The sequence below is a fragment of the Halorhodospira halophila SL1 genome, assembly GCF_000015585.1.
Lineage (GTDB): Bacteria > Pseudomonadota > Gammaproteobacteria > Nitrococcales > Halorhodospiraceae > Halorhodospira > Halorhodospira halophila.
Window position 1 is genome coordinate 1,833,783 of the sequence record NC_008789.1, and the last position, 18,562, is coordinate 1,852,344.

16 protein-coding genes are annotated in these 18,562 nt (G+C 66.3%); 4 read left to right on the forward strand and 12 right to left on the reverse strand.

Features of this window, described 5'->3' with window-relative positions:
- Nucleotides 1–29 precede the first annotated feature (29 nt).
- The 3 genes from tadA to guaB are packed head-to-tail and all read right to left on the reverse strand — an operon-like array spanning nucleotide 30 to nucleotide 3,560.
- Entirely contained in the window at nucleotides 30–488 is a 459-nt protein-coding gene (tadA, locus tag HHAL_RS08460) for a tRNA adenosine(34) deaminase TadA (RefSeq protein WP_280512976.1), read from the reverse strand.
- The gene (gene guaA, locus HHAL_RS08465) at nucleotides 485–2,074 is read right to left on the reverse strand and encodes a glutamine-hydrolyzing GMP synthase (protein WP_011814467.1); all 1,590 of its coding nucleotides are present in this window, start codon (nucleotides 2,072–2,074) and stop codon (nucleotides 485–487) included. Before guaA ends, tadA begins: the two co-directional genes overlap by 4 nt.
- A gap of 19 nt (nucleotides 2,075–2,093) precedes the next feature.
- Nucleotides 2,094–3,560, reverse strand: coding sequence for an IMP dehydrogenase (gene guaB, locus HHAL_RS08470; RefSeq protein WP_041595129.1), 1,467 nt, complete (start codon nucleotides 3,558–3,560; stop codon nucleotides 2,094–2,096).
- Nucleotides 3,561–3,710: 150 nt separating this feature from the next.
- Here guaB and xseA point away from each other — a divergent pair, with 150 nt between their 5' ends.
- Genes xseA through HHAL_RS08485 form a run of 3 tightly spaced genes read left to right on the forward strand, consistent with a single transcriptional unit; the run spans nucleotide 3,711 to nucleotide 7,124 of the window.
- On the forward strand, nucleotides 3,711–5,087 hold the full coding sequence (xseA, locus tag HHAL_RS08475; RefSeq protein ID WP_011814469.1) for an exodeoxyribonuclease VII large subunit: 1,377 nt from the start codon (nucleotides 3,711–3,713) through the stop codon (nucleotides 5,085–5,087).
- Nucleotides 5,077–5,910 (forward strand): peptidoglycan DD-metalloendopeptidase family protein, encoded by an 834-nt coding sequence (locus tag HHAL_RS08480; RefSeq protein WP_011814470.1) that lies wholly within the window; start codon nucleotides 5,077–5,079, stop codon nucleotides 5,908–5,910. Before xseA ends, HHAL_RS08480 begins: the two co-directional genes overlap by 11 nt.
- Before the next feature lie 29 nt (nucleotides 5,911–5,939).
- Nucleotides 5,940–7,124, forward strand: coding sequence for a thiolase family protein (locus HHAL_RS08485; RefSeq protein ID WP_011814471.1), 1,185 nt, complete (start codon nucleotides 5,940–5,942; stop codon nucleotides 7,122–7,124).
- Nucleotides 7,125–7,231: 107 nt separating this feature from the next.
- Here the strand turns inward: HHAL_RS08485 and HHAL_RS08490 are convergent, their stop codons facing one another.
- The 3 genes from HHAL_RS08490 to HHAL_RS08500 all read right to left on the reverse strand — a co-directional run bounded on the left by HHAL_RS08490 (nucleotide 7,232) and on the right by HHAL_RS08500 (nucleotide 9,566).
- Nucleotides 7,232–8,185, reverse strand: a complete 954-nt coding sequence (locus tag HHAL_RS08490; RefSeq protein ID WP_011814472.1) for a glutathione S-transferase family protein — start codon at nucleotides 8,183–8,185, stop codon at nucleotides 7,232–7,234.
- Nucleotides 8,186–8,290: 105 nt separating this feature from the next.
- Nucleotides 8,291–8,872 carry a hypothetical protein gene (locus tag HHAL_RS08495; protein ID WP_011814473.1) on the reverse strand — a complete coding sequence of 194 codons (582 nt, stop codon included), beginning with the start codon at nucleotides 8,870–8,872 and terminating at the stop codon, nucleotides 8,291–8,293.
- Nucleotides 8,873–8,981: 109 nt separating this feature from the next.
- Nucleotides 8,982–9,566 carry a hypothetical protein gene (locus tag HHAL_RS08500; RefSeq protein WP_011814474.1) on the reverse strand — a complete coding sequence of 195 codons (585 nt, stop codon included), beginning with the start codon at nucleotides 9,564–9,566 and terminating at the stop codon, nucleotides 8,982–8,984.
- A 270-nt stretch (nucleotides 9,567–9,836) separates the two neighbouring features.
- On the opposite strand from HHAL_RS08500, the gene HHAL_RS08505 reads away from it, so the two are divergent.
- The gene (locus HHAL_RS08505) at nucleotides 9,837–10,583 is read left to right on the forward strand and encodes a glutathione peroxidase (protein ID WP_011814475.1); all 747 of its coding nucleotides are present in this window, start codon (nucleotides 9,837–9,839) and stop codon (nucleotides 10,581–10,583) included.
- 79 nt (nucleotides 10,584–10,662) lie between these two features.
- On the opposite strand, the gene HHAL_RS08510 is transcribed toward HHAL_RS08505, so the two are convergent.
- The 6 genes from HHAL_RS08510 to secF all read right to left on the reverse strand — a co-directional run bounded on the left by HHAL_RS08510 (nucleotide 10,663) and on the right by secF (nucleotide 18,560).
- Nucleotides 10,663–11,358, reverse strand: a complete 696-nt coding sequence (locus tag HHAL_RS08510; protein WP_011814476.1) for a TIGR04219 family outer membrane beta-barrel protein — start codon at nucleotides 11,356–11,358, stop codon at nucleotides 10,663–10,665.
- Nucleotides 11,359–11,439: 81 nt separating this feature from the next.
- Nucleotides 11,440–12,999, reverse strand: a complete 1,560-nt coding sequence (locus HHAL_RS08515; protein ID WP_011814477.1) for a SpoVR family protein — start codon at nucleotides 12,997–12,999, stop codon at nucleotides 11,440–11,442.
- Nucleotides 13,000–13,039: 40 nt separating this feature from the next.
- Nucleotides 13,040–14,320: a YeaH/YhbH family protein gene (locus tag HHAL_RS08520; RefSeq protein ID WP_011814478.1), complete on the reverse strand. Its 1,281-nt coding sequence runs from the start codon at nucleotides 14,318–14,320 to the stop codon at nucleotides 13,040–13,042.
- Between the two features lie 24 nt (nucleotides 14,321–14,344).
- The gene (locus HHAL_RS08525) at nucleotides 14,345–16,291 is read right to left on the reverse strand and encodes a PrkA family serine protein kinase (protein ID WP_011814479.1); all 1,947 of its coding nucleotides are present in this window, start codon (nucleotides 16,289–16,291) and stop codon (nucleotides 14,345–14,347) included.
- A 186-nt stretch (nucleotides 16,292–16,477) separates the two neighbouring features.
- Nucleotides 16,478–17,473: a cysteine synthase A gene (locus HHAL_RS08530; RefSeq protein WP_011814480.1), complete on the reverse strand. Its 996-nt coding sequence runs from the start codon at nucleotides 17,471–17,473 to the stop codon at nucleotides 16,478–16,480.
- A 124-nt stretch (nucleotides 17,474–17,597) separates the two neighbouring features.
- Nucleotides 17,598–18,560: a protein translocase subunit SecF gene (gene secF / locus HHAL_RS08535; protein WP_011814481.1), complete on the reverse strand. Its 963-nt coding sequence runs from the start codon at nucleotides 18,558–18,560 to the stop codon at nucleotides 17,598–17,600.
- Nucleotides 18,561–18,562 lie beyond the last annotated feature (2 nt).

Sequence of the window (18,562 nt, forward strand, 5' to 3'; positions counted from 1 at the left end):
CCGGAGCCAGACCGTCGACGCGGCCGGGGTTAACGCCGGGCGCGAAAGAATTCACGCAGCAGCCCGGCGGCCGCCTCGCCGGAGACGCCAGCGGTCACCTCCACCCGATGGTTATGCCCGGGCAGACCGAGCAGGTCGAACTGCCCCCCACAGGCACCGGTTTTGGGATCCGCGGCGCCGTAGACCAGGCGCTCGATGCGGGCGTGGATCAATGCCCCGGCACACATGAAGCACGGCTCGAGGGTGACGTAGAGCGTTGCCCCGGGGAGGCGATACGCCCCCGCGGCCTGACCGGCCGCGCGCAGCGCGTTGATCTCGGCATGGGCGGTTGGATCGCGGCTGACGATCGGCTGGTTCCTCCCTTCGCCGAGCAGTACCCCGTCGCGGACCACCACCGCCCCCACGGGCACCTCGCCCTGGTCCGCGGCATATCGCGCCAACTCCAGCGCTCGCGCCATCCAGGCCGCATCGGCGCGCGCCCCACTCACTCCCACTCGATGGTCGCCGGAGGTTTGCCCGAGATGTCGTAGACAACGCGGGAGATGCCGTCGATCTCGTTGATGATCCGCCGGGAGACGTGATCGAGGAACTCGTACGGCAGCTGCGCCCAACGCGCGGTCATGAAATCCACGGTCTCCACGGCGCGCAGGGCGACCACGTACTCATAGCGCCGCCCGTCCCCGGTCACGCCCACCGAGCGCACCGGCAGGAAGACCGCAAAGGCCTGACTGGTACGGTCGTACCAGTCCCACCGACGCAGCTCCTCGATGAAGATCGCATCTGCCCGTCGCAGCAGATCGGCGTAGCGCTTGTGGACCTCGCCCAGGATGCGCACCCCCAGCCCCGGCCCCGGGAAGGGGTGACGGTAGAGCATGTCTGCCGGCAGCCCCAGCTCCAGCCCAACCCGCCGCACCTCGTCTTTGAACAGCTCGCGCAGCGGCTCGACGAGTTTGAGCTTCATGGTCTCGGGCAGTCCGCCCACGTTGTGGTGGGACTTGATGACGTGAGACTTACCTCCGGCGTTGCCCGCCGACTCCACCACGTCGGGGTAGATCGTACCCTGGGCGAGGAAATCGACGCCCTGGAGCTTTCCGGCCTCCTCGTCAAAGATCTCGACGAACAGGTTGCCGATGATCCGCCGCTTCTCCTCAGGATCCTCGACCCCGGACAGGGCGGTTAGGAAACGGTCCTCAGCATCGATATGGATCACCCGCACGCCCATGTGACGGGCGAAGGTGGCCATCACCTGGTCGGCCTCCCCCTGGCGCAGCAGGCCGTTATCGACGAACACGCACGTCAGCTGGTCGCCGATCGCTCGGTGCAGCAGAGCGGCGGTCACCGACGAATCCACTCCGCCGGAGAGCCCGAGGACGACGTGGCGGTCGCCGACCTGCTCGCGCACCCGGGCAATGCTGTCCTCGACGATATTCCCCGGAGTCCAGTCCCCCGGACAGCCGCAGATCTCGCGGACGAAACGCTCGAGGATGCGCCCTCCCTGCGCGGTATGGGTGACCTCCGGGTGGAACTGCAACCCGTACCAGCCGCGATCATCGTCTCCGATGCCGGCCACCGGGGCGGCCTCGGTCTCGGCGATCACCAGGAACCCCTCCGGCGGCGCCTCCACCCGATCGCCGTGGCTCATCCAGACGTCGAGCAACCCGTAGCCGTCGGCGCTGGCGTGATCCTCGATATCGCGCAGCAGCCGCGAATGGCCGCGGGCACGCACCTGGGCGTATCCGAACTCCTTGTGCTCGGAGGGCGCGACCCGTCCCCCGAGCTGGGCGGCCATGGCCTGCATGCCGTAGCAGATCCCGAGCAGCGGCACGCCCACCTCGAAGACCGCTGCCGGGATGCGCGGGGTTTCTGCGTCGGTCACTGTCTCGGGGCCGCCAGACAGGATGACCCCGGACGGGGCGAAATCGCGCACGGCCTGGTCTGCGACATCGCAGGCGCGGATCTCGCAGTACACCCCGCACTCGCGCACGCGGCGGGCGATGAGCTGGGTGTACTGCGAGCCGAAATCGAGAATAAGGATACGGTGGGCGTGAATATCCGCCCCGGACTGATCGCTCACTGGCAACGGCTCCAGATGATTACTCGACGCGGTAGTTGGGCGCTTCCTTGGTGATGGTCACGTCGTGCACGTGACTCTCTCGCATGCCGGCACCGGTGATGCGGGCAAACTGCGGCCGGGTGCGCATCTCCTCCATGGTGGCGCAACCCACGTAGCCCATACTGGCGCGGATCCCCCCGATCATCTGGTTGACGATGGTCACCATACTGCCCTTGTAGGGGACGCGGCCCTCGATCCCCTCGGGGACCAGCTTGTCCACCGACTGGGAGCCTTCCTGGAAGTAGCGGTCGGCGCTCCCCTGGCTGCCGGACATGGCCCCCAGCGATCCCATGCCGCGGTAGGCCTTGTAGGAGCGTCCCTGATAGAGCTCCACCTCGCCCGGCGCCTCCTCGGTGCCAGCGAGCAGGCTACCCACCATCACCGTATGGGCCCCGCTGGCTAGGGCCTTTGCGGCATCCCCGGAGAACCGGATCCCACCGTCGGCGATCAGCGGCACATCGGTACCGGCCAGGGCCTGGGCCACGTTGGAGATCGCCGTCACCTGGGGGACGCCGACACCGGCGACGACGCGGGTGGTGCAGATCGACCCGGGCCCGATGCCCACCTTGACGGCGTCGGCACCGGCCTCGGCAAGCGCCCTCGCCGCATCACCGGTGGCGATATTGCCGGCCACCACTTCCACGTCGGGGTAGTGGCGCTTGACCCAGCGGACCCGATCCATCACCCCGCGAGAGTGCCCGTGGGCGGTATCGACCACGAGCACATCGACGCCCGCCGCACCCAGCGCCTCGGCGCGCTCTTCAGTGCCTTCGCCCACCCCCACGGCGGCACCGGCACGCAGACGACCGTGCTCGTCCTTGCAGGCGTTGGGGAAGTCCTGGCTCTTCTGGATGTCTTTGACGGTGATCATGCCGCGCAGATGGAAGGCGTCATCAACCACCAGGATCTTCTCGATCCGGTGCTGATGGAGCTTGCTCAGCACCTCATCGCGCTCGGCCCCCTCACGCACCGTGACCAGCCGCTCCTTGGGCGTCATGGCCACGGAGACCGGCTCGCTGACCCGATTCTCGAAGCGCAGGTCGCGGCCGGTGACGATGCCGACCAGTTCCTGGCCGTCCACCACCGGGACACCAGAGATACCGTGCTGGCGCGTGAGCTTGAGCACCTCGCCGATGGTCATGAAGGGCGAGACGGTGATCGGCTCCTTGATGATCCCGCTCTCGAACTTCTTGACCCGACGCACCTCGGCAGCCTGTTGCTCGACGGTCATGTTCTTGTGGATGATCCCCATCCCGCCCTGCTCGGCCAGGGCGATGGCCAACCGCGCCTCCGTCACGGTATCCATGGCCGCCGACACCAGCGGGACGTTAACCTGGATCCGCCGCGTCAGGGGCGTGGACAGATCCACATCCCGAGGGAGCACGTGCGATTCAGCGGGAAGGAGGAGAACATCATCGAAGGTCAGGGCTTCCTGGGCGATTCGCATGGTATCGGGACCTCGGGCGGAGACGCTGTCTGAATATGGAAAAGAGCACGGTATTTTACGGTGCAGGGCGCCCCCCACTCAACAAACTTCCCATGGGCGATGGCGGCGTGTAGCTTGTAATCAGCCAACCGGAGCGAGCCGCCGCCGAGTATGGAGCGCAGTAGAGACGATACCGCCGTCTACACCCCCTCGCAGCTCAATCAGGAGGTGCGGGGCATGCTCGAGACGGTGCTCCCGTCCGTCTGGGTTGAGGGCGAGATCTCGAACCTCGCCCGCCCCTCGTCAGGGCACATGTATTTCACCCTCAAGGACCCCGGCGCCCAGGTCCGCTGCGCCCTGTTCCGCGGCCGGGCCTCGGCCCTGCGCCACCGCCCCGCCGACGGCGATCAGGTCCGCATCCGCGCCAAGGCCAGCCTCTACCCGGCCCGCGGCGAGTTTCAGCTCATCGTCGAACACCTGGAACCCTCCGGAGAAGGTGCCCTGCAGCGCGCCTTCGAGGCGCTCAAGCAGCGCCTGCAGGCCGAGGGCCTGTTCGATGCTGCGAGCAAGCGCCCGGTGCCGAAGATGCCCCGCCGGCTCGGGGTGATCACCTCGCCGACGGGGGCCGCTATCCGCGATGTCCTGCAGGTCTTGGAGCGGCGCTTCGCGGCGCTGCCGGTGCTGATCTACCCGGTACCGGTCCAGGGCGAAGCCGCCGCCCCGGCGATCGTCCGAGCCCTGGAACTCGCCGGGCATCGGGCCGAGGTCGACGCCTTGCTGCTCACCCGCGGTGGCGGTTCGCTGGAGGACCTCTGGCCCTTCAATGAGGAAGCGGTCGCGCGGGCCATCCGCGCCTGCCCGATCCCGGTCGTCAGCGCCGTCGGCCATGAGGTGGACCTCACCATCGCCGATCTGGCTGCGGATCTGCGGGCGCCCACGCCCTCTGCGGCGGCCGAGACCCTGTCGCCCGACGGCCAGGCCTGGCAGGAGCAGCTCGAGCGCCTCGGCCACCGCCTGGAGGTGGCCGCCGGCAGGCGCCTGGGCCGGGCGGGTGACCAGCTATCCGGCCTGCAGCGCCGGCTGGCCGCCCAGCATCCCGGGCGGCGCCTGCGTGATCGCGCACAGCGACTTGACGAGCTCGAGGGGCGCTTGCACCGGCTCGGCCACCAGGCCGTCGAATCCCGCCGTAGACGCCTTCACACGGCCGAACAGCGCCTGCAGGTCCAAGACCCTCGCCGACGCACGACCAACGAGCGGCAGCGTGTGGCGGAGCTGGCGCAGCGCCTGCACCACACCGTCCGCGGCCGGCTGGAGACATCGCAACAACGACTGGGCAATGCCTCGCGTGCCCTGCACGCCGTGAGCCCGCTGGCCACACTGGAACGCGGCTACGCCGTGGTACAGCGGGAGGAGGACAGCGCGATCCTGCGCCGGGCCGACGCCGTCCGGGTGGGGGAGCGCATCCGTGCCCGCCTGGCCCACGGCGCGCTAGACTGTCGGGTTGAGGCACTGCGTAACGCGGAGGAATCGCTGCCCGATGCCGACTGAACCACCGTGCTGCGCCCCCCGGAAAGCGCTCATCGCCTTGGCCACGGCAGCCGGGCTGCTTCTCACCGATCCGCTCGACGCCGCGCCCCTGCCCGACTGGCCCGTCCCCGGCGGCGTGGCCCGGGTCGCCCTGGATACCGACAGCCGTCCGGACGAAGTGCGCTACGACGACGAACCGGTCATGGTGCGATCGACCCCGGAAGGCTGGCAGGCCCTGGTGGGGATCGACCTGGACGCCGAGCCGGGCACCCACACCCTGAAGGTCGACGGCGAGCCCCTCGCCTTTGAGGTCCAGCCCATCGACTACGAAGAACAGCACCTGACCATCGACGACGAAGACATGGTCTCACCGCCGGAGGAGACCCTCGAGCGGATCTGGGCGGAACAGCGCGAGATCCGCGCCGCCTTCCGCAGCCGAGAGGTCGACGCGCAGCCACACCTGCGCCTGCACACCCCCGTGGCCGAGCACCGGATCTCGGCCACCTTCGGCTTGCAGCGCTTTCTCAACGGCGAACCCCGCAATCCGCACAACGGGCTCGATATGGCCGCCCCCACCGGCACCCCCATCGAGGCGGCCGAGGCCGGCCGGGTGGTCGAGACCGGGGATTACTACTTCAACGGCAAGACTGTGTTCATCGATCACGGCGCCGGACTGGTCACCATGTACTGCCATCTGGACGAGATCGACGTCGACACCGGGCAGTGGGTGGAACGCGGAGAACCGATCGGCACCGTCGGCGAGACCGGACGGGTCACCGGGCCTCATCTGCACCTGAGCGTTATCCTCAACGGCAACACCGTAGACCCCAACCTATTCCTCTAGGACAAGACACGACCCAGAAAGGAGGCATCATGTCCCAGCGCCGAGTCGTCATCTGCTCACCCACACGCACGCCCATCGGGACGTTTGGCGGGTCCCTCAAGACCGTACCGGCCCCCGACCTCGGTGCCACCGCCATCCGCGGCACCCTGGAGCGCTCCGGCCTCGATCCGGCAGCCGTGGATACCGTGGTCATGGGCAACGTGATCCAGGCCGGCTGCAAGATGAACCCGGCCCGCCAGGCCTCGATCAACGGCGGCGTCCCCGCGGAAACGCCGGCACTGACCGTCAACCGGGTCTGCGGCTCTGGCGCCCAGGCCATCGCCAACGCCTTCCAGGAGGTGGCCCTCGGCTTTGCCGACACCGCTGTTGCCGGCGGCATGGAGAACATGGACCGGGCGCCGTACTTGCTCATGCAGGGGCGCTACGGGTACCGCCTCGGCCACCAGCAGATCCTCGACGCCGTACTCAGCGACGGCCTCAATGACGCCTTCTCCGACCAGCACTCCGGCTGGCATACCGAGGATCTGGCCGAGCAGTATCAGATCAGCCGCCAGGAACAGGACGAGTGGGCACTCCGTTCCCAGCAACGGTTCAGCGCCGCCCAGTCCACCGGCCACTTCGAGGCGGAGATCACTCCGGTGGACGTGCCCGGCCGCAAGGGGCCCACGCGCTTCGAGGCCGATGAGCATAACCGCGGCGACACCACGCTGGAGGGGCTGCAGAAGCTGCGCCCGGCATTCCGCAAGGAGGGCACCATCACCGCCGGCAACGCCCCCGGGGTCAACACGGGTGCAGCCGCCATGGTGGTCGCCGAGGAAGAGGCCGCCCGCAAGCACGGGCTCACGCCGGCAGCGCGCCTGGTCGCCTACGGCGTCGGCGGTGTCGAGCCGGGGATGTTCGGGATCGGCCCCGTGCCCGCGGTCAGGCAGTGCCTCCAGCGCGCCGGCTGGTCCGCCGACGAGGTGGGGCGCTGGGAGATCAACGAGGCGTTTGCAGCGATCGCCATCGCCGTCACCCGCGACTTGGGCCTGGACCCGGAGCGGGTCAACGTCGAGGGGGGCGCTGTCGCCCACGGCCACCCGATCGGCGCAACCGGCGCAGTGCTCACCACCCGGCTAATCCACGCCATGCAGCGAGACGGCGTGGACAAGGGCGTGGTCACCATGTGCATCGGCGGCGGCCAGGGCGTGGCCCTGGCGATCGAACGGGTCTAAGCGCTGCCCCTCATCGCGTAGGCAGCATGGGAGGCCCTGCCTACCCGAGCCACGGCCGCCCCCGACGCGACCGCGCCGGGGGCCCTCTCCAGACTCCCCCTGCCCGATCACAGGGCGTCCCGACCGTGGGGTGCATCGAGATCCAACTGCGGCATCCGAGCGACCAGCCCCGCAGGGTTCAGGAAGGCGTGACTGCGGAAATAGTGGTGGCGGATATGCACGAAGTCGGTGGTCTCCCGGAAAGCCGGCATCTGGTAGAGCTCGCGCAGATACCCCATCAGGTTCGGATACTCGCGGATCTGGCGTTGCGAGCACTTGAAGTGCACGGCGTAGACGGCATCGAAGCGGATCAGCGTGGTATAGAGGCAGATATCCGCCTCGGTGAGACGATCGCCGCATAGATAGCGCTGCCCGCCCAACACCGCCTCCCAGTGATCCAGGGCGGCGTAGAGGGTATCGGCGGCCTCTTCGTACGCCTGCTGACTGCCGGCAAAACCGCAGCGGTAGACGCCGTTGTTGATCGGCTCGTAGATCGCGTCGATGGTCGCATCCACCGCCTCGATATCATCTGCCGGGGCCAGGTCCAGGTCCGTGCCTGCCAGCGGGCTGAAATGGTGATTGAACATCCGCAGGAGGTCGCGGGACTCGTTGTTGACCAGCGTGCCCTCCCGACAGTCCCACAGGGCCGGCACGGTGACTCGACCATTGGCTCGGGGCTCGGCAGCGGTATAGATCTGGTGGAGGTAACGGGCCCCGTGGATTGGGTCACCGGTGGCACCGGGGAAGTCGTCGCTCAGTTCCCAACCGTTGTCCAGCATCAGCGGATGGACCACCGACACCGAGATCACCGGCTCCAGGCCCTTCAGCCGGCGGGCGATCAGCACCCGATGAGCCCAGGGACACGCCAGTGAGACGTAGACGTGGTAACGCCCCGCCTCAGGCGCGAAGCGCCCGCCCGGCTCGATCCAGTCCCGGAAACGACTCGTGTCACGCTGAAAGCGCCCGGCCTCATCGCGCTTGTACGACTCTTGCGTCCATTGCCCATCGACCAGCAAGCCCATTGCCCTCTCCCGGGCGGCCATCGCGCCGCCATGGCCCAAACAAAAAAGGCGGAGTGACCGCACCCGGTCACCCCGCCCGCTCCGTCCGGGGACTGAACCCCCCGGCTACTCCAGGCCCTCAGGGACCTGTTGCTGCATACCTTCCTGCACCCGCTGCTGGAGCGCCTCCAGTTCGGACATGAGCTCGGCCGTCTCCGGATAGTCTTCCTCCATTGCGGCCAGCAGGTCCTCTTGGAACTCGCGCATGTCGCGCTCCATGCTCTCGCGGAAGTCGTCATCGCGCATGGCTTCCTGCTGCTCCTGCTGGAGCTGCATCTGCGCCTCGTGGAACTCCTCGGCCAGCTCCTGCTGTTCCTCTTCAGAGACATCCCCGGCGTCGAAGCGCTCGTAGATCTCCTGCATGCGCGCATAGTGGCGCTCAGGGTCGTAGCCAAGATCTTCCATCTTGGCGGTAGCGCGCTCCTCCAGCCGACGCTGCTTCTCCTGCAGTTCGTCACTGGCCTCGAAGGTTTCCTGCTGGATCTGCCCCAGCTGCCTTTGCAGCTCCTGGAGCCGCTGCTGCGCCTCCATCAACTCCGCGTCCTGGGCCCCGGGGGCCTGCTGCTCGCCATCCTGAGCCAGCGAGACCTGCAGCGGGGCTGCGGCAATGAGCAGCGCGAGGAGCGCCGCCGTCGTCGTGCGAATCATTGGTGAACTCCCTTAGCTATTCCCACCACGGAAGCGGCCAGGTCGCTACCGCGCCGGCCTATGTTAGCACCCGACGCCGACGGCGCACCTCTATCCCAGGTTTTGGGGTTTACTGGGGCATCTCCCCCTCGGGCATCTGCTGCTGACCGCCCATGCCCTGCTGCATCTCAGCCTGCAGTTCCTCCATCTCCTGCATCAGGTCCTCGGCCTGAGGATTCTCGTCGTACATGGTGTCGATTAGGTCCTGCTCCAGCTGCTGGCGGTCCTCCTGCCACGGCTGGACAAAGTCCTCATCCTGCATGGCCTCCTGCTGGGCCTGCTGCAGCTCCATGTGGATCTGCTGATCCTCCTGCATGCGCTGCTGGACCTCCTCCTGGGACATCTCGCCGGAGTGCATCGCCTCCATGGTCTCTTCCAGGCGCTCGATGTCCTGGCGGACATTGTCGTAGCCCATGTCTTCCATCTGGTCCAGCAGCCGGTCATCCAGCTCCTCGGCGCGCTCTTCCAGCTCCGGGTTGGACTCGAGGGTGTCCTGCTGCATCTGGCCCAGCTGCTGCTGGATCTCCTGCATGCGCTGCTGGCCCTCGGACATCTGCGGCTGCATGCCCTGTCCCTCATCGGGGGCCATCTGAGCGTAGGCACCTGAGGTGGCGAGCATCAGGACAATCGCGGAAGCGGCAGTCTTGCGGTACATAAACGACTCCTCGTCAAACCAGTTCGGTGCGTTCAAACCGTCGCAACGGCCTTACCCCGGAAGACAGCGCCCAGGGGCAAATGGTTCCGGACCCCCGCGGAGCCGACCCGCCCGGATCCGCGACGAATGTGCGCAGACGTCCACCACCCGGGCATTTATCAGGAACCCTGCTTTAGCTGATCAGTTTTTCTTATTGCACCCCCCGGAAGCACACCGACAAAATGTGGATATCTTTGACTTCTTCTTATTCCAACCCAACGGAGATAAACCATGTCGCACCCGAAGGAAGGCCAACCCGTCCCACGCGTCACTTTCCGGACCCGCGTCAACGGGCAGTGGCAGGACGTCACCACCGACGAGCTCTTCAAGGGCAAAACGGTGGTCGTGTTCGCCCTGCCGGGGGCCTTCACCCCGACCTGCTCCTCGACCCACCTGCCCCGCTACAATGAGCTGGCGCCGGTGTTCTGGGATAACGGTGTAGACGACATCGTCTGCCTGTCGGTCAACGACGCCTTCGTCATGGAGGAGTGGCGACGGGATCAGCACGCCGAGAACGTCACCTTCATCCCCGACGGCAACGGCGAGTTCACCGAGGGCATGGGCATGCTGGTGGACAAGAACGACCTGGGCTTCGGCAAGCGCTCCTGGCGCTACGCCATGGTGGTCCGGGACGGCGTTATCGAGCAGATGTTCGTCGAGCCCGAGAAGCCCGGCGACCCCTTCGAGGTCTCCGACGCCGACACCATGCTGCGTCACATCAACCCGGAGGCCCCGCACCCGTCCTTCGTGACCCTGTTCAGCAAGCCTGGCTGCCCGCATTGCGCCCGGGCCAAGGCCCTGCTCGAGGAGCACGGCTACGATTACGAAGAGATCTGCCTGGGCGAGGGGATCACCACCCGCTCGGTCCGGGCGGCCACCGGCTCGGGCATGGTCCCGCAGGTGCTCATCGACGGGCGCCTGGTCGGCGGTGCCGACGACCTGGAGGCGCGGCTCGGGCGCACCCGCTCGGCCGCCTGACATCGACCGTTGCAGGAAAAAGCCCCCGGGGCGGCCAGCGCCCCGGGGGCTTTTCTATGCCGGCCTACGGCGACCGCGCCTAGAAGCGCAGGAAGGCCCCGGCGTACGGACCGCTGAAGTCCACATCCAGGGTCACATCACTGAAGTCGTCCAGGTCCACCGAGAACTCCCGATAACCGATCATGGCCCCCGTGTACCAGCGCCGGTAGACCATGTGGGCGCGGAAGTCCGTGACCGAGTGGTCACCCACCGGCAGGGTCTGCAGGGTGCCCTCGAAGCCGATCCGCGACCCCGGGATGTTGACCCCCACCCGGCCGAAGAACATCGGCCGGGTGCCGGAGAGTGAGGTGTCCGGGTCGTCAGCCGCAAGCCCCGGTGTCCGCACCTCGCCGTCGAAGTTCCGCGCAGTAAAGCCCACGTCGATCCCCACCATGGGCAGCGGGATCGGCGACCAGAAGAGCGTCAGGTCGGTGTGATCCAGGTTGACGACGGTGCTCCCGGTCCCCTCCTGCTCGAGGTTGGTCCGCTCAAGGCGGACGCTCGGGATGCCCGGCAGGATGTGATCCCACTCGAACCACAGGTTCCAGTCCCGGTCGCCGTCGAGATCAATGTCACCCCCTTCGACGTCTCTCCCGAGGATCTCACCATCCGGATCGTGGAACCAGAGGTTCGCGCCGCCGGAGATACCCAGGATCCCGCCAGTAGCCTGGGCGGTGCCGGCGCAACCCAGGGCCAGGGCTGCCACGGTCACGCCCCTCAGTACGGTTCGCCGCATGAGTCACTCCTAAACAGTCGATAGCGTCGCTCTGAGCATACCACCCTGCAAGGGCCGCCCCAATTGCCTGCGCCGCTGACCTCAGGCGACCGGGTCCGCCGGTGACACCTGGGGGAACTCGTTGATCACCCGCTCGGTCTCCGGATCGACCTCGTAAAGCTTGACATCGTATCCCCAGAGGTTGGCTAGATGGCGCAACACCGCCGTCGCCTGGCCCTTGTCCAGCGTGACCCCGTCCGTAACCCGGTGTTCGAGCACCAGGGTGCGATCACCGGCCAGATCCACGTCCACCACCTGGATATCCGGTTCCAGCCGGGCCACATCGTGTCGCTGCGCCAAGGAGCGCCGCACCGCCCGATACCCGGCGTCGTCGTGGATGGCATCCACCAACAGCTCCGGGTCGTCGGCGTCGTCGTGGACCCGGAAAAGGCGGAAGTCTCGGATCACCTTGGGGCTGAGGAACTGCAGGATGAAGCTCTCGTCCCGGTACTCCTGCCACGCGTGGTGCCACACGCTCAGCCAGTCCCCGCTGCCAGCCACCTCGGGGAACCAGCGCCGATCCTCCGCGGTCGGGTCGGTGGCCATGCGGCGTAGATCCTCGAGGATGGCGAACCCGAGGGCGTAGGGGTTGATGCCGGAGTAACGCGGATCATCGAACTCCGGCTGGAATACGACGCTGGTGTGGCTGTGCAGGAACTCCAGGAAAGCCCCGTCGGTCAGCTGCCCGTTTTCGTGCAGCCGGTTCATGATGTAGTAGTGCACCGCCGTCGCGCAGCCTTCGTTCATCACCTTGGTCTGTTTCTGCGGATAGAAGTACTGCGCCACATTACGCACGATGCGCAGCACCTCCCGCTGCCAGTGCTCTAGGCGCGGGGCCCGCTTCTCCAAGAAGTACAGGAGGTTCTCTTCCGGCAATCCGAGCCGCTGCATCCGCATTTCCACCGGATCAGCCCCACCGGGCCTTTCTCCGTCCGGATCCGTGGGCACCGTGCGCCAGAGATCGTTGTAGGTCTGCTCTTCGTAGCGAATCCGCTCGATCTCGCGGTCGCGCTCCTCCCGCAGGCTACGCGTCTGCGGCTTGGGGTAGCGGTGCACCCCCTGGCTCATCAAAGCGTGGGCGGCGTCGAGTACCCGCTCGACCGCCTCCACCCCGTAGCGCTCTTCACACTCTGCGATGTACCCCTTGGCGAAATCCAGGTAGTCGAGGATGCCCTCAGCATCGGTCCACTCCCGGAAGAGCCGGTTGTTCTTGAAGAAGTGGTTGTGGCCGAAGGCAGCGTGGGCCACCACCAGCGTCTGCATGGTGAGCGTGTTCTCCTCCATGATGTAGGAGATACACGGCTTGGAGTTGATGACGATCTCGTAGGCGAGGCCGGTGTACCCCTTGCGGTAGAGCATCTCGTCCCGGGCGAAGTGCTTGCCGAACGACCAGTGCCGATAGAACAGCGGCATGCCCATCGAGGCGTAGGCATCGAGCATCTGCTCGGAGCTAATGACCTCGATCTGATTGGGGTAGATATCGAGTTTCAGCTCGTCCTGTGCGATCTGCTCGACGGCATCGTAGACGCGCATCACATCGCGATAGTCCCAGTCCAGACCGGTGAACAGGGGTTGCTGCTGAACCGCCGCGTTCGGTGCCATCGGGGTCCCCTCCGTCGCTCGAGGATTCAGGGCTCAGCGCTCAGGCCTTCAGCTCAGCCGGCGTAAAGAGATCCCGGAAGACCGGGAAGATGTCGCCACGGGTCTGTACCCGCCGCATGGCCAGGGGCGACTCCCCCCGAGCCAAGCGATCGTAGGCTCGCCACAAATCGGACGGCACGTGGAAGGCTTGCCCACCCCCCACCTCGATGTAGGCAAAGTACTGGCACAGCGGGAGGATGCCGTCGGCCATCAACCGCGTGGTGGCCGGATTGTCCGCCGGGGTGTTGTCGCCGTCCGAGGCCTGCGCTCCGTAGATATTCCAGTCCTGGACCGGATAACGATCGTCAACGATGTCGCGCATCATCGCCAGCGCCGGGGAGACCAGCGTCCCACCGGTCTCGCGGGAGTAGAAGAAGGTGTCCTCGTCAACCTCCTGGGCGATATGGGTGTGGCGGATAAAGACGATATCCACATGCCGATAGCGGCGTTCGAGGAAGAGGTAGAGGAGCATGAAGAACCGTTTGGCCAGATCCTTCATCTCTTCAGTCATGGAGCCCGAGACGTCCATCAGGCAGAACATGACCGCCTGGGAGATCGGCTGCGGGACGTGGTCGAAGCGGTTGTAACGGATATCCACCGGATCGATGTACGGGATGGCCCGGGACCGCTCCTGCTTGTTCCGGCGTAGCTCGATGAGCTCACGCAGCCGCTCGGGCTCAGCTCCGGAACGCTCCAGGCGGTCGATCTCCTCATCCAGTGCCTGCAGGTCCTCCCCCTTCGGCCGACGCAGGGCGATGCGCCGCGACAGGGAATTGCGCATGGTCCGCTCGACGTTGAGGTTCGAAGGGGAGCCGCTGACCGAGTACCCTGCCCGCTGCTGGGTGTACTGCTCGGTCTTCTTCACCTGGCGCTTGACCAGATCCGGCAACTCCAGCCCCTCGAAGAAGAGATCGAGGAACTCGTCGCGACTGACGGCGAAGGTGAACTCGTCCTCCCCCTCGCCATCGGGGCTACCCTCGCGCCCCCCGCTACCCCCCTGCCCCTCGGGGCGCGAGATGGTATCGCCGACCACGTACTCCTTGTTACCAGGGACCACGTGCTCACGCACCCCGCGATCGGGCGCCTTGCGAAAGCTCGGCTCGTGGAGCCCGTCGGCGGGGATCGTGATCTGCTCCCCGCCGGCCACGTCGGTCACCTTGCGCCGGCCGGAGGCCTCGTTGACTGCATCGAGAACCTGGCGCTTGGCACGCCGGAGAAAACGCTGGCGGTTGGCCAGGCTCTTGCCCTTCGGATTGCGGCGCCGGTCGATGATATTGACCAAGGACGCACCCCCCCTATTACCGGATCAGCCGGCCTGCTTGACGCGCATGTACCACTCCACCAGACGTCGCACCTGGCGCTCGGTATACCCCCGCTCGACCATGCGGCGGACAAACTCACTGTGCTTGCGCTCGGTCTCGGAGTCGCCCTTCGTGGTAAAGCTGATCACCGGGAGCAGATCCTCCACCTGGCTGAACATCCGCTTCTCGATGACTTCGCGGATCTTCTCGTAGGAGGTCCAGCTGGGCATGTGACCACCCTGCTGGGCCTTAGCGCGCAGGGCGAACTTGACCACCTCGTTGCGGAAGTCCTTGGGGTTGGCGATACCCGCCGGCTTTTCGATCTTCGTCAGCTCCTGGTTCAGCGCCTGCCGGTCCATCAGCTGCCCGGTGTCGGGATCCTTGAAGTCCTGGTCCTCGATCCACGCGTCGGCGTAGCCCACGTAGCGCTCGAAGAGGTTCTGACCGAAGTCGTCGTAGGACTCCAGGTACGCCTTCTGGATCTCGTTGCCGATGAACTCGGCGTAGCGCGGTGCCAGCTCCGCCTTGATGATCTCCAGATACTTGCGTTCGGTCTCCTCGGGAAACTGCTCGCGCTTGATGTTCTGCTCGAGCAGATAGAGCAGGTGGACCGGATCGGCCGCCACCTCCGCGGTCTCGTAGTTGAAAGTCTGCGACAGAACCTTGAAGGCGAAGCGCGTGGAGATCCCGTCCATACCCTCGTTGACCCCGGCCTGGTCGCGGTACTCCTGCATGGACTTGGCCTTCGGGTCGGTCTCCTTCAGGCTCTCGCCGTCGTAGATGCGCATCTTGGAATAGAGGCTGGAGTTCTCATGCTCCTTGAGCCGGGTGAGCACGGAGAAACGGGCCATGATCTCCAGGGTCCAGGGTGCGCACGGGGCGTCGGCGAGCTCGCTCTCACGGATGAGCTTGTCGTAGATCTGCCGCTCCTCGCTGACGCGCAGGCAGTACGGCACCTTGATCACCGAGATGCGGTCGAGGAACGCCTCGTTATTCTTGTTGTTCCGGAAGCTCTGCCACTCCGACTCGTTCGAGTGCGCCATGACCAGCCCGTGGAACGGGATGGCACCAATGTTCTCGGAGCCGACGTAGTTGCCCTCCTGGGTGGCGGTGAGCAGAGGGTGGAGCATCTTGATCGGCGCCTTGAACATCTCGACGAACTCGAGGATGCCCTGGTTGGCGCGATTGAGCCCCCCAGAGTAGCTGTACGCGTCGGTGTCGTTCTGGCTGTAGAGCTCCAGCTTGCGGATGTCCACCTTACCGACCAGCGACGAGATGTCCTGATTGTTCTCGTCACCGGGTTCGGTCTTCGCCACGCCGATCTGCCGCAGCTTCGAGGGGTAGATCCGCACCACCCGGAAGCGGTTCAGATCACCGCCGAACTCGTCCAGTCGCTTCACCGCCCAGGGCGAGAGCAGTCCGCTCAGCTTGCGCCGCGGGATGCCGAAGCGTTCCTCCAGTTCCGGCCCATGCTGGTCCGGATCGAACAGCCCCAGCGGGCTTTCGAAGATCGGACTGACCTCCTCGCCCGCCTTGAGCACGTAGATGGGGTAGCGCTCCATCAACTGCTTGAGCCGCTCGGCCAGCGAGGACTTGCCACCCCCGACCGGCCCGAGGAGATAAAGGATCTGCTTGCGCTCCTCCAGCCCCTGGGCCGCGTAGTTGAGGAAACCGACCAGCCGCTCGATGGTTTCCTCCATGCCGTAGAAGTCCTCGAAGGCGGGGTAGATCTTCAGGGTGCGGTTGAGAAAGATGCGCCCCAGCCGCTCGTCCTTCGAGGTGTCGTAGACCTGCGGCTCACCGATTGCCGCGACCAGCCGCTCCGCCGGAGACGCGTAGGCCGTCGGGTCGTCCCGGCAGAGTTCCAGGTACTCGGCCAGGGTCAGCTGCTGCTCCTGGCGGCGTTCGTAGCTGCGGGCGTAGCGGGCAATCAGGTCTTCGGCGGTATCCATATGCAGCACCCCCCTCACGGAGTCTTGAGGTGAAGTCGCGAAAGAGCGAAGGCAGCTCCTATTGATTGGACGCAAAAATGCGCATCAATGTTCCGGAAGAAAGGCAAAGCGGGTCGCACTCCGTCGGCGGGAACGTCCGGGCGCGCGCCCGAGCGGGAGGCGGCCGGCCCCGGCCGGCGGACGGGATCAGGCGAGTCCCCGCTCCGCCAGCCAGGCTTCATTGAAGAGTCTCGAGTAATAGCGGCCCCCTCCATCGCAGAGGATCGTCACCACCGTGTGCCCGGGCCCCAATTCCTCGGCGGCACGCACGGCCCCGCACACATTGACCCCCGAAGAACTGCCCAGGAATAGCCCCTCTTCCCTCAGGAGCCGGTAGACCATCGGCACCGATTCGGCGTCCGATATGCAAAACGCGTCATCGATGTCCGTACCCTGAAGATTAGCTGTTACACGGCTGCTGCCAATCCCTTCGGTGATGGAATTGCCCGCAGTGGGCGCCGGCTCGCCATCGCGCACGAAGTTATAGAGGGCGCTGCCCGAAGGGTCGGCCAGGTAGATGCGGGTATCCGGGGAGCGCTCCTTGAGCGCCCGAGAGACCCCGGCCAGCGTGCCGCCCGTGCCGGTGGCGGCAACGAACGCGTCGACCCGACCGCCGGTCTGCGCCCAGACCTCCGGCCCAGTGGTGCGGTAGTGGCCAAGGCGGTTGGCGGTGTTATCGAACTGGTTGGCCCAGACCGCGTTGTCCATCTCCGCCGCCATGCGGCCGGCCACCTTCTGGTAGTTCCCCGGGTCGCGGTAGGGCGCGGCAGGAACCGCATGGACCTCGGCACCGAGGGTGCGGAGCAGGTCGATCTTCTCCTGGCTCTGGGTCTCCGGGATCACAATCACGCAGCGGTAGCCGCGCGCATTACAGATATGGGCCAACCCGATGCCGGTGTTGCCGGCGGTGCCCTCCACCACCGTTCCACCAGGACGCAGCTCGCCACTGCGTTCCGCGGCCTGGACGATGGCCAGCGCGGCCCGATCCTTCACAGACCCGCCGGGGTTCATGAACTCGGCCTTGCCGAGGATCTCGCAGCCGGTCTCCTCGCTCAGCCGCGGCAGGCGAATCAGCGGCGTGTTCCCGATCGCGCCGACGAATCCATCGCAGATCGACATGCTCGACTCCCGCTTGCTTGACATAGCCCAATCCCCAGGGCGCGAGAAGACAGCATAGCGCGGAGTCGTCTCGGAAATCAGCGGGAGGTTGGCAAGGAAGTCTCGCGGCTAGCCCCCGGGGGGCGCATGCCCCCGGAGGCGCCTGAGCTTAAGGGCGTTCGCCAGGGGGAATCACCGACTCGTGATCCTCCTGGTCCTGCCCCTCCTTCTCAGGCGGCATAAGGTCCTGCTTGCTCACGCCCATGGCCAGCGAGGAGGCGCTGGCGACGAAGATCGACGAGTAGGTACCCACCAGTACGCCAACCAGCAGGGCCATGGCGAACCCGTGGATGATCTCGCCGCCGAGGAATAGCAGTGATCCGACCACCAGCAGCGTGGTCAAGGAGGTCACCAGGGTCCGGGAAAGGGTCTGGTTGATGGCCAGGTTCATGACGTACTCGGTGGTGCCCTTCCGGACCTTGAGGAAGTTCTCACGGATCCGGTCGGAAATGACAATGGTGTCGTTCAGCGAGTAGCCGATGGTCGCCAGCAACGCCGCCAGCACGGTGAGATCGAAGGTCAGCCGGGTGAGCGAGAAGAACCCGAGGATCAGCACGATATCGTGGACCAGCGCCGCCACCGCACCGAGGGCGAAGCGGTACTCGAAGCGGAAGGCCACGTAGACCAGCACCCCGCCCAGGGCGTAGAGCAGCGCCAGCAGACCCTGTTCGGTGAGCTCGCGACCGATCTGCGGGCCGACGAACTCGACCCGCCGGAGGTCGACGCCGTCGTGGGCCTCGCGCAGCTTGGCGAGGACCTCTTCGGAGATCGCGGCCTGTTCCACGCCCTCCATGGGCGGGATACGGACCATGATCTCCCGCGGCGAGCCGAAGTGCAGGACCTGGGCGTCGGCGTAATCGGTGCCCTGCAGCGCCGCCTCGACCTCGGCGACCTCCACGGACTCCTCGTAGCCGACCTCGACCAGGGTCCCGCCGGTGAAGTCGATGCCCAGGTTGAGGCCCTGCCAGAGCAGGGAGCCGATGGAGAGCACCAGCAGCACCGCCGAGAGCCCGAAGCCGATGCGGCGCCGGCCGAGGAAGTCGATATTGGGATCGTTCTTGAAGATCTCCATGG